At 69.9% G+C, this 10968-nt stretch carries 12 protein-coding genes and 1 tRNA gene; 10 read left to right on the top strand and 3 right to left on the bottom strand.

All coding sequences use genetic code 11. From position 1 onward, the window contains the following. On the bottom strand, window positions 1-312 hold a 312-nt coding region (locus VNT50_RS05725), incomplete at its 3' end, for an inositol monophosphatase family protein (RefSeq protein WP_414683942.1). Between the two features lie 92 nt (window positions 313-404). Between VNT50_RS05725 and VNT50_RS05720 the strand changes: the two genes are divergently transcribed. Together VNT50_RS05720 and VNT50_RS05715 are read left to right on the top strand one after the other, a co-directional pair. Beyond that, window positions 405-477 (top strand) — tRNA-Lys (locus VNT50_RS05720). An 86-nt stretch (window positions 478-563) separates the two neighbouring features. After that, window positions 564-1112 (top strand): ribonuclease H family protein, encoded by a 549-nt coding sequence (locus VNT50_RS05715; RefSeq protein WP_325484139.1) that lies wholly within the window; start codon window positions 564-566, stop codon window positions 1110-1112. Window positions 1113-1141: 29 nt separating this feature from the next. Here VNT50_RS05715 and VNT50_RS05710 read toward each other — a convergent pair whose 3' ends face one another. Beyond that, window positions 1142-1927 (bottom strand): IclR family transcriptional regulator, encoded by a 786-nt coding sequence (locus VNT50_RS05710; RefSeq protein ID WP_325484138.1) that lies wholly within the window; start codon window positions 1925-1927, stop codon window positions 1142-1144. 147 nt (window positions 1928-2074) lie between these two features. On the opposite strand from VNT50_RS05710, the gene VNT50_RS05705 reads away from it, so the two are divergent. Genes VNT50_RS05705 through VNT50_RS05690 form a run of 4 tightly spaced genes read left to right on the top strand, consistent with a single transcriptional unit; the run spans window position 2075 to window position 5219 of the window. Beyond that, window positions 2075-2875: a CoA transferase subunit A gene (locus tag VNT50_RS05705; RefSeq protein WP_325484137.1), complete on the top strand. Its 801-nt coding sequence runs from the start codon at window positions 2075-2077 to the stop codon at window positions 2873-2875. Between the two features lie 5 nt (window positions 2876-2880). Further along, window positions 2881-3534, top strand: coding sequence for a 3-oxoacid CoA-transferase subunit B (locus VNT50_RS05700; protein ID WP_325484136.1), 654 nt, complete (start codon window positions 2881-2883; stop codon window positions 3532-3534). Beyond that, the gene (locus VNT50_RS05695) at window positions 3531-4730 is read left to right on the top strand and encodes an acetyl-CoA C-acetyltransferase (protein ID WP_325484135.1); all 1200 of its coding nucleotides are present in this window, start codon (window positions 3531-3533) and stop codon (window positions 4728-4730) included. Before VNT50_RS05700 ends, VNT50_RS05695 begins: the two co-directional genes overlap by 4 nt. Window positions 4731-4775: 45 nt before the next feature. After that, the gene (locus tag VNT50_RS05690) at window positions 4776-5219 is read left to right on the top strand and encodes a GNAT family N-acetyltransferase (RefSeq protein WP_325484134.1); all 444 of its coding nucleotides are present in this window, start codon (window positions 4776-4778) and stop codon (window positions 5217-5219) included. 8 nt (window positions 5220-5227) lie between these two features. Here VNT50_RS05690 and VNT50_RS05685 read toward each other — a convergent pair whose 3' ends face one another. After that, window positions 5228-5479 carry a hypothetical protein gene (locus VNT50_RS05685; RefSeq protein ID WP_325484133.1) on the bottom strand — a complete coding sequence of 84 codons (252 nt, stop codon included), beginning with the start codon at window positions 5477-5479 and terminating at the stop codon, window positions 5228-5230. A 115-nt stretch (window positions 5480-5594) separates the two neighbouring features. Between VNT50_RS05685 and VNT50_RS05680 the strand changes: the two genes are divergently transcribed. The 4 genes from VNT50_RS05680 to ilvB all read left to right on the top strand — a co-directional run. After that, window positions 5595-7028, top strand: a complete 1434-nt coding sequence (locus VNT50_RS05680) for an alpha,alpha-trehalose-phosphate synthase (UDP-forming) (protein WP_325484132.1) — start codon at window positions 5595-5597, stop codon at window positions 7026-7028. After that, window positions 7025-7822, top strand: coding sequence for a trehalose-phosphatase (gene otsB, locus VNT50_RS05675; RefSeq protein ID WP_325484131.1), 798 nt, complete (start codon window positions 7025-7027; stop codon window positions 7820-7822). The genes VNT50_RS05680 and otsB overlap by 4 nt, the downstream gene beginning before the upstream one ends. Before the next feature lie 10 nt (window positions 7823-7832). Further along, the gene (gene ilvD, locus VNT50_RS05670; protein ID WP_325484130.1) at window positions 7833-9539 is read left to right on the top strand and encodes a dihydroxy-acid dehydratase; all 1707 of its coding nucleotides are present in this window, start codon (window positions 7833-7835) and stop codon (window positions 9537-9539) included. 42 nt (window positions 9540-9581) lie between these two features. Beyond that, the coding region (ilvB, locus tag VNT50_RS05665) for a biosynthetic-type acetolactate synthase large subunit (RefSeq protein WP_325484129.1) at window positions 9582-10968 on the top strand (1387 nt) is incomplete at its 3' end.

Below are 10968 nucleotides of genomic sequence, written 5' to 3'. Positions count from 1 at the left end.
CGCGGTGCCGTCGATGGGATCGATGATCCATTGGCGAGCGGTGCCGCCCTGCTCGCCGAACTCTTCACCGAAGATGCCGTCGCCGCGGCGCTCTGTCTCGATCAGTGCGCGGATGGCGCGCTCGGTCGCAAGATCGGCATCGGTGACATGCGACGAGTCGGCCTTCACCGAAACACTGAGGTCGGCCGCGTCGAAGCGCGGAAGCGACTGCGCGTCCGCCGCATCTGCAAGGCGCAGAGCGAAGGCGAGATCGGCCTCCAGCCCTTCGCTCACTGACGCGCCGGCAGCGGGCGGAGGGGAAGGGGAGAGCACACCTGAAAGGATACCGGGCCGCCGTGCCTCGATTCGCGGCCGACGTAACCGTGATGCTAATGTTGACCCTCGGTTCGCCTCTTGCGGATCATGCACCTCTAGCTCAATCGGCAGAGCAACTGACTCTTAATCAGTGGGTTCTGGGTTCAAGTCCCAGGGGGTGCACAGACAGGGCTCCGGCTTCAGCGAATCGCGGAAGACGGGGCCCTTCGTGGGTTTGCAACATCGGGATTGCGGAGTGAATCGAAACCATGCCTCGGTACATCGTCGCGACCGATGGCGCCTGCATGCGCAACCCCGGTCCGGCCGGGTGGGCATGGGTGGGGGAGGACGGCCGGTGGGCGGCCGGGTCGCTCGCCGCCGGGACGAACAACATCGGTGAACTGCTGGCGGTGCTGTACGCGATCCGCGACCACGCGGGCGTGGCCGACCTGCTGATCCAGGCCGACTCGATGTATGCGATCAACAGCTACACGCAGTGGATGGACGCGCACAGACGCCGGGGCTGGAAGACCAGCACCCGCGAGCCCACCAAGAACGCCGACATCCTGAGCGAGCTCATCGTGGCGCGCGACGCGCGCCGCGCGGCGGGACTGCCCGACGTGACGTTCGAGCACGTGCGCGGCCACGCCGGGCACCGCCTCAACGGGTGGGCCGACGAGCGCGCGGTGCGGGCATCTCAGCACGGTGACCGCGGGCTCGAGGCGATCTGGTCGACCGACCGGGGGCAGGAGCTCATCGACGTGAGCGTCGACGCGCCGAAGGCGGGCGAAGACAAGCCGAAGCGCCGGCGGGCGTAGCCGCCGACGCGAGACGAACGGCCGCGCCCTCAGCGCCCGGCGGCGGCGATGCGGGTCGTGAGCTGGTGCGCGTGCGCGAGGAGCGTCCGCCCGAGCGCGGGCAGCCGGTCGGGCCCGAACCGGAACTCGACCCCGGTCAGGCTCAGCGCCCACTCGGGCTGCCCGGCGCGGTTGAACACGGCGGCGCCGAGCCCCCAGCTGCCGGTGACGATGAGTCCGGGATTGACCGCGTAACCGCGGTCGCGGGTGTCGGCGATGCGTTCCCGCAGCGGCCGGGGCGCGTGCGGGCGCCCGAATCGCTCGGGTAGCTCGGGGTGCCGGTCGAGATAGGCATCGACATCCGCCTCGGGAAGGAAGGCCAGGATCGCGAGCCCCGCGGACGCGACGCCGAGGGGAAACCGCACCCCCTCGCTGAGCACGAACGACCGAATCGGGAAGCTGCCCTCCTCCCGCAGCAGGCAGACCGTCTCGTCGGCGCGGCGCACGGAGAGGAACGCGCTCTCCTCGGTCTTGACCGCGAGCGAGCGCACGATGTCGCGGGCGAGCCCCGTCACGTCGTACCGCGCGGCGGCGACGCTGCCCATCAGGAACAGCTCGGGGCCCGGCATCCATCTCGCGCTCTGCTCGTCCTGATCGACGAGCCCCTCCACGCGCAGGGCCGACAGCAGCCGGTGTGCGGTGGAGCGGGAGAGGTCGGCCTGCCGGGCGAGCTCCTGCACCCCGGCCCCCGCTTCGCCGGCAGCCGTGACGAGGCGGAGCAGGCGGGCCGCGCGCGCGATCGCCTGCGCACCGGGCACAATCGGCGAGCGTTCCATAATGTGGACACTACGTCCAGGTCCATCCACATCACAAGCCGGGGCTTGAGCCGAGAGGCCTCGCGGGCGCAGAGTGGAAGCGGCATCCCGAACGGTCGGCCAGCGACCGGATGGTGGTGCGCGGGTTCGACGAAGGAGTGGAGACACGTGATCGACAAGACGTATGCCTCGGCGACAGAGGCCGTCGCCGACATCCCGGACGGCGCGAGCCTTGCGGTCGGCGGATTCGGCCTCTCGGGAAACCCCATCGCCCTCATCGAGGCCCTGCTCGCGCAGGGAACGAGCGATCTCAGCATCGTGTCGAACAACTGCGGGGTGGATGACTGGGGCCTCGGCATCCTGTTGAACGCGAAGCGCATCCGCAAGATGACGTCGTCATACGTCGGCGAGAACAAGGAGTTCGAGCGGCAGTTCCTCTCCGGGGAGCTCGAGCTCGAGCTGACGCCGCAGGGCACCCTCGCCGAGAAGCTCCGCGCAGGCGGATCCGGTGTCGGCGCGTTCTACACGCAGACCGGCGTCGGCACGCAGGTCGCCGAGGGCGGGCTCCCGCGCCGGTACGACGGACAGGGCGGTGTCGCCGTCGCCTCGCCGGTCAAGGACGTGCGCACCTTCGCGGTGACCGGTGTCGAGCGCGACTACGTGCTCGAAGAGGCCATCGTCACCGACTTCGCGCTCGTGCACGCGCTCAAGGGCGACCGGCACGGCAACCTGATCTTCAACAAGGCGGCACGCAACTTCAACCCGCTCGCCGCCATGGCGGGCAAGGTCTGCATCGCTCAGGTGGAGCAGCTCGTCGAACCCGGCGAGCTCGATCCCGACCAGGTGCACCTGCCGGGCATCTACGTGCATCGCATCATCGAGGTCGGCACCGACATCGAGAAGCGCATCGAGCGGCGCACGGTTTCCGCAGAGCAAGCGGCATCCCGCCCGATGCCGGAAGGAGCGTGACGGCAATGGCACTCACCCGCAATGAAATGGCGGCCCGCGCGGCCGCGGAGCTCGCCGACGGTTCGTATGTCAACCTCGGCATCGGCCTCCCGACGCTCGTCCCCAACTACGTTCCCGACGACGTCACGGTGGTGCTGCAGTCCGAGAACGGCATCCTGGGCGTCGGGCCGTACCCGACCGAGGAGAACGTCGATCCCGATCTCATCAACGCCGGCAAGGAGACCGTGACGACGCTCCCCGGCACCGCGTTCTTCGATTCGGCCATGAGCTTCGGCATGATCCGCGGCGGCAAGATCGACGCGGCCATCCTCGGCGCGATGCAGGTCTCGGCCACGGGCGACCTCGCCAACTGGATGATCCCGGGAAAGATGGTCAAGGGTCCCGGCGGCGCGATGGACCTCGTGCACGGCGCCGCGAGGGTCATCGTGCTGATGGAGCACGTCGCGAAAGACGGCTCGGCCAAGATCGTGAACGAATGCTCGCTGCCGCTCACGGGCAAGGGGGTCGTCGATCGCATCATCACCGACATCGCGGTGATCGATGTGACGGATGCCGGACTGGTGCTGGTCGAGACCGCACCAGGGGTGACCGTCGACGAGGTTGTCGCCGCTACCGAGCCCGCCCTCACCGTCTCCGACACGCTTAGGGTGGCGTCATGACCGCTTCCTCCGCCCCCGCCGACGACGTCGTCATCGTCGCGGCCGCACGCACCCCGCAAGGCCGGCTCAAGGGGCAGCTCGCCGCGTTGACCGCGCCGCAACTCGGCTCGGCCGCCATCCGCGGTGCCCTCGCGCAGGGCGGCATCCCCGCCGACACCGTCGACGCCGTCATCATCGGCCAGGTGCTTCAGGCCGGCACCGGCCAGAACCCCGCCCGCCAGGCCGCCATCGGCGCCGGCATCGGCTGGGACGTCCACTCCGTCGCGGTCAACAAGGTGTGCCTCTCGGGCCTCACCGCGATCATCGACGGCGCGCGAATGATCAAGACGGGGGACGCGGATGTCGTCGTCGCCGCCGGCATGGAATCGATGACGCGCTCCCCGCACCTGCTGATGGGCTCGCGCGATGGCTGGACGTACGGCAGCGTCGAGGTGCTCGACCACATGGCGTACGACGGCCTGACCGACGCGTACGACCGCGAGAGCATGGGTGCGTCGACGGAACGCCACAACGAGCGCTTCGGCGTCGACCGCAGCGCTCAGGATGCCGTGGCCGCCCGCTCCCACCAGCGCGCGGCCGCCGCGCAGGCCGCCGGCGTCTTCGACGCCGAGATCGTCGCGGTCGAGATCCCCCAGCGCAAGGGCGACCCGCTCGTCGTGACGAAGGACGAGGGCATCCGCCCCGACACCACCGTCGAATCGCTCGCGGGGCTTCGTGCCGCCTTCGCCGAGGGCGGGTCGATCACCGCCGGCAATTCGTCGCAGATCTCCGACGGCGCGTCGGCGGTCGTGCTCACTTCGCGGGCCCACGCCGATGAGCAGGGGTGGCACGTGCTCGCGTGCGTCGGCGCCGCCGGACAGGTCGCGGGACCCGACAATTCGCTGCACTCGCAGCCGGCGCGGGCGATCGCCCAGGCGTGCGAGAAGCAGGGTATCCAGGCATCCGCCCTCGACCTGGTCGAGATCAACGAGGCGTTCGGCGCCGTGGTCGCGGCATCCCAGAAGGAGCTGTCGCTGTCGGACGACATCGTCAACATCCACGGCGGCGGCATCGCGATCGGGCACCCGATCGGGGCGTCCGGCAACCGGCTGGTCGTTCATGCGGTGCACGAGCTCGTGCGCCGCGGGGGAGGCACGGCGGCCGTCGCCCTGTGCGGCGGCGGGGGACAGGGCGACGCCCTCATCCTGACGCGCTGACAGCCGAGCCGAACATCGGCAGGGGTGGCGGCGTACCCTGAACGGATGGCTGAGATCGCACCGCTGACGCAGGCCGACCACGACGACTGGCTCGCGCTGTGGTGGGGGTACCTCGAGTTCTACGAGGCGACGCTCCCGGCGACGCAGACCATCCTGACATTCGAGCGACTGCTCGATCCGGCATCCGGCATCCACGGCGCCGTCGCGCGCGATGACTCCGGCCGCACGATCGGCTTCGCTCACTGGCTGACGCACGCCGCGACGTGGTCGGAGGGTCCGTACTGCTACCTCGAAGACCTGTTCGTGCACCCCGATGCGCGCGGCTCCGGCGCCGGCGCCGCCCTGATCGAGCACGTCCGCGCGTGGGCGGCCGAGCACGGCTGCTCGAAGGTGTACTGGCTGACCCAGAAGCACAACGACAGGGCGCGCGCCCTGTACGACAGGGTCGCCGAAAGCACCGGATTCGTGCACTACGAGATCCGGCTCTAGTCTCGCGATCAGCCGCGGAGGCGCTTCTTGACCAGCTCGGGCTCCTTGCCGTACACCTTCGACTCGGCCGGCACGAGCGCACCCCGGCTCGCGCGCCGCGTGTCGACGACGGCACCGATCGCGAGGGCGAGCGTGATGCCCCAGCTCAGCCAGGCGAGGGCGGTGCGCCACGTGAACTCCGCATCGCGCGCACCCCGCAGCAGCGTGAGCCCGCCGATGACCGCGGAGATCAATCCAGTGCCGAAGACATACTTGCGCATGGGAACACGCTACCGGCCCGGTCCCGTCGGCGGGGGCCCTTGACAGCGCGGGGCAGTCCCCGCGCGGGTGCACGGTAGCCTGGAAAGACCGCGCCCCCTATCGACAGGAGAACGCGTGCCCCAGGCAGATCTGGTCGTCGTCGCGAACCGGCTTCCCGTCGACCGTGTCACGGGACCCGACGGCGAGCAGGCCTGGCGCCGCTCGCCGGGTGGCCTCGTGACGGCGCTCGAACCTGTCATGCGCCAGAACCACGGGGCATGGGTGGGATGGCCCGGCCAGGCCGATCTCGAGGTCGAGCCCTTCGATTTCGAGGGCACGCATCTCGTGCCCGTCTCGCTCAGCGCCGACGACGTCGAGCTCTACTACGAGGGCTTCTCGAACGACACCATCTGGCCGCTGTACCACGACGTGATCGCCGAGCCGCGGTACAGCCGCCTGTGGTGGGACGCCTACGTCCGCGTCAACCGTCGCTTCGCCGGGGCTGCGGCCTCGGCGGTCGCCTACAACGGCACCGTGTGGGTGCAGGACTACCAGCTGCAGCTCGTGCCGAAGATGCTCCGGGAGCTGCGGCCGGATCTCACGATCGGCTACTTCCACCACATTCCCTTCCCGGCATACGGCCTCTACTCGCAGCTGCCGTGGCGCCGCCAGGTGCTCGAGGGACTGCTCGGTGCCGACGTGATCGGCTTTCAGCGCGTGGCGGATGCCGGCAACTTCGCCCGCGCGGTGCGGCGCCAGCTGCGCTTCGAGACGAAGGCTTCGGGAATCACGGTGCCGCTCGCGGATGGATCGACCCGGGTCGCCCGCGCGCGGGCGTTCCCGATCTCCATCGACGCGTCGTCGTACATCGAGCTCGCGCACAGGCCCGAGGTGCGTGCCCGTGCCGCCGAGATCCGGGCGAGCCTCGGCAACCCCAGAAAGATCCTGCTCGGTGTCGACCGCCTCGACTACACCAAGGGGATCGGGCACCGCCTGAAGGCCTATGGCGAGCTGCTCGCCGAGGGGAGGCTGAAGGTCGAGGACGTGACCCTCGTGCAGGTCGCCAGCCCGAGCCGCGAGCGCGTCGAGGCCTACATGCAGCTGCGCGACGAGATCGAGCTGACAGTGAGCCGCATCAACGGGGATGTCGACACCATGGGTCACTCGGCGATCCGCTACCTCCACCAGGGCTACCCGCGCGAGGAGATGGTCGCCCTCTTCCTCGCCGCCGACGTCATGCTCGTCACGGCGCTCCGCGACGGCATGAACCTCGTCGCCAAGGAGTACGTCGCCACCCGCACCGACAATCGCGGCGTTCTCGTCCTGAGCGAATTCACCGGTGCGTCCGACGAGATGGGCAGCGCGATCCGGATCAACCCCCACGACATCGAGGGTCTCAAGGACTCGATCATGCGCGCCGTCGAGATGCCCGGCGCCGAACAGGGCCGCCGCATGCGGGCGCTGCGCCGCCGGGTTCTCGAGCACGACGTCGAGGCATGGTCGCGGGAATTCCTCCAGGCGATGGCGCGGGCACGGCGCGAGGACGCGAACTCGGAGACGGCCACATGACCCTCGACGACGGCACGGTCGAGGCGGTCCGCCGGATCGCGGCATCCGACAATCTTCTGGTGGCCCTCGACTTCGACGGCACCCTCGCGCCGCTCGAGGACGAGCCGATGCGGGCACGGGCGCTGCCCGAGTCGACCGCGGCGATCGACCGGCTCACCTCGCTGCCCGACACGACGGTCGCGTACGTTTCCGGCCGGCAGCTCGCCGACCTCGTCGTGATCTCGGAGCACTCGGATGACTCCCTCGTGCACCTGGCCGGCTCCCACGGCGCCGAGTTCTGGCATCCGCCCGCCGCGGGAATCTCCCCGCGACCTCGAGTCGACGACGTCGCCGAGCGGGCGCGCGCCGATGCGCTCGTCGACGCCGCGCGCGACCTCGTCGCCGGCATCCCCGGCGCGTGGATCGAGCCGAAGGCATTTGGATTCGGGCTGCACACGCGGCTCGCGAACGACGCCGGCACGATCGCGGCCACCGACGCGATCGATGAGCTCGTGGCGACGCGGGCGCCGAACTGGCGCCGGCGCACCGGGCGCGACATCCTCGAGTACGCGTGGCGGCACGAGGGCAAGGACAGCGCGGTCGAGGCGCTTCGCGAACTATCCGGTGCGACCGCGGTGCTCTTCGCGGGCGACGACGTGACCGACGAGGATGCGCTTGCCAGCCTCGGCCCCGATGACCTCGGCGTGCGGGTCGGCGAGGGCCCGACGGCCGCCACCGTGCGGCTCGGCGATGCCGCGGCACTGGCCGCCCTGCTCGACCTGCTGGGGACCTTGCGGGCCGACCTGTCGCAATAGACTTCAAGGCATGGCGTCAGACTCCACCCCTCCCGATATCAAACCCCGCAGCCGAGTCGTCACCGACGGCATCGAGGCCACGACGTCGCGAGGCATGCTGCGCGCCGTCGGCATGGGCGACGCGGACTGGGAGAAGCCCCAGATCGGCATCGCGTCGAGCTGGAACGAGATCACGCCCTGCAACTTGAGCCTCGACCGCCTCGCACAGGGCGCCAAGGAGGGCGTGCACTCCGGCGGGGGATACCCGCTGCAGTTCGGCACCATCTCCGTCTCGGACGGCATCTCGATGGGCCACGAGGGAATGCACTTCTCGCTCGTCTCCCGCGAGGTCATCGCCGACTCGGTCGAGACCGTCGTGATGGCCGAGCGCCTCGACGGCACCGTGCTGCTCGCGGGCTGCGACAAGTCGATCCCGGGCATGCTGATGGCGAGCGCCCGCCTCGACCTCTCGAGCGTCTTCCTGTACGCCGGCTCGATCGCGCCCGGCTGGGTCAAGCTGAGCGACGGCACCGAGAAGGACATCACGATCATCGATTCCTTCGAGGGCGTCGGCGCGTGCATGGCGGGGCGGATGACGGAGGCCGACCTCAAGCGCATCGAATGCGCCTTCGCGCCCGGTGAGGGCGCCTGCGGTGGCATGTACACGGCGAACACGATGGCCTCCGTCGCCGAGGCCCTGGGTCTGAGCCTGCCCGGCTCGGCCGCGCCGCCCGCCGCCGATCGCCGCCGCGACTACTACGCGCACCGCTCGGGCGAGGCGGTGGTCAATCTGCTCCGCCTCGGCATCACGACCGGCGACATCCTCACCAAGGAGGCCTTCGAGAACGCGATCGCCCTGGCGATGGCACTCGGCGGCTCGACGAACGTCGTGCTGCACCTCCTGGCGATCGCCCGCGAGGCGCAGGTCGACCTGACGCTGCATGACTTCAACCGCATCGGCGACAAGACCCCGCACATCGCCGACATGAAGCCCTTCGGCAAGTTCGTGATGAACGACGTCGACCGCCACGGCGGCATCCCGGTGATCATGAAGGCGATGCTCGATGAGGGCCTGCTGCACGGCGACGCGCTCACCGTGACCGGCAAGACCCTCGCAGAGAACCTGCGCGACCTCGATCCCGACCCGATCGACGGCACCGTCATCCACCGCCTCGACGACCCGATCCACGCGACCGGCGGCATCACGATCCTGCACGGCTCGCTCGCCCCCGAGGGGGCGGTCGTGAAGTCGGCGGGCTTCGACGCCAACGTGTTCGAGGGACCGGCCCGCGTGTTCGAGCGCGAGCGCGCCGCGATGGACGCCCTCGAGGCCGGACAGATCGCCGCGGGGGATGTCATCGTCATCCGCTACGAGGGGCCCAAGGGCGGACCCGGCATGCGCGAGATGCTCGCGATCACCGCCGCCATCAAGGGCGCTGGGCTCGGAAAAGATGTACTACTCTTGACGGACGGCAGATTCTCAGGCGGCACAACCGGCCTGTGTATCGGCCACATAGCACCCGAAGCGGTGGACTCCGGTCCGATCGCCTTCGTGCGCGATGGTGATCTGATACGGGTCGATATCGCGGCTCGCACTCTCGACCTACTCGTCGATGACGCAGAGCTGAGCTCCCGCCGCGACGGCTGGGAGCCCCTTCCTCCGCGCTATACCCGTGGCGTTCTGGCCAAGTACTCGCGACTCGTGCGCTCCGCAGCGGAGGGCGCGACGACCGGCTGAGGCCTGCCCCCGACATCCATTCGCAATCGCAAGGACACCACCATGCCCGCCGAATCCGCCACGGCCGTTCCTCGGCCACCCGCTCGCACCGCGTCGACGCCCGTGCTCACGGGCGCGCAGGCGGTCGTCCGCTCCCTCGAGCTGCTGGGCGTCAAGGACGTCTTCGGCCTGCCCGGGGGAGCGATCCTCCCGGTCTACGACCCCCTGATGGACTCGTCCGAGCTGCGCCACATCCTCGTGCGCCACGAGCAGGGCGCCGGTCACGCGGCCGAGGGCTACGCCGCCGCGTCGAACAAGATCGGCGTCGCGATCGCGACGTCCGGCCCCGGTGCCACCAACCTCGTGACGGCCATCGCCGACGCCTATATGGACTCGGTGCCGATCGTCTGCATCACAGGTCAGGTGTTCTCGAATCTGATGGGGACGGACGCGTTCCAGGAGGCCGACATCGTCGGAATCACGATGCCGATCACGAAGCACTCCTTTCTGGTCAAGCGCGCCGAGGACATCCCGGCCGCGATCGCCTCGGCCTTCGAGGTCGCCGGCACCGGCCGCCCCGGCCCGGTGCTCGTCGACATCACGAAGGACGCGCAGCAGGCCGAGGCGCCGTTCATCTGGCCGCCGAAGATCGACCTTCCCGGTTACCGGCCCGTCACGAAGGCGCACGGCAAGCAGATCCAGGCCGCGGCCCAGCTGCTCGCAGAGGCCAAGCGCCCGGTGCTCTACGTGGGCGGCGGCACGATCCGCGCCCAGGCGGCGGCCGAGCTGCTGACGCTCGCCGAGACGACCGGCGCGCCCGTCGTGACGACACTCATGGCGCGCGGGGCGTTCCCCGACTCGCATCCGCAGCACCTCGGCATGCCGGGCATGCACGGTACGGTTCCTGCCGTGCTCGCGCTGCAGGAGGCCGACCTGCTGGTCTCGCTCGGAGCCCGGTTCGATGACCGCGTGACGGGCAAGGCGGCGCTGTTCGCGCCGAAGGCCAAGGTCGTGCACGTCGACATCGACCCCGCCGAGATCTCGAAGATCCGCACGGCCGATGTGCCGATCGTGGGCGACCTGAAGGACGTGCTCGTCGACCTCGAGATCGCGTTCCGCAGCCAGATCGAGGGCGCGAAGCCCGAGAGCGGCGGCGTCGACATCGATGAGTGGTGGTCGTACCTCGATGGGCTCCGCGCGGAGTTCCCGCTCGGCTATTCGGAGCCGACCGACGGGCTCCTCGCCCCGCAATACGTGATCTCGCGCATCGGCGAGCTGACCGGTCCCGAGGGCATCTTCGCCGCCGGCGTCGGCCAGCACCAGATGTGGGCGGCGCACTTCGTCGGTTACGAGCGGCCGCAGAAGTGGATCAACTCCGGAGGGCTCGGGACCATGGGCTTCGCCGTCCCGGCCGCGATGGGCGCGCAGGTCGGCTGCCCCGACAAGGTCG

It is taken from the genome of Microbacterium sp. (genome assembly GCF_035554235.1).
Classification (GTDB): Bacteria; Actinomycetota; Actinomycetes; order Actinomycetales; family Microbacteriaceae; genus Microbacterium.
This window is presented reverse-complemented; position numbering and strand designations above follow the sequence as displayed.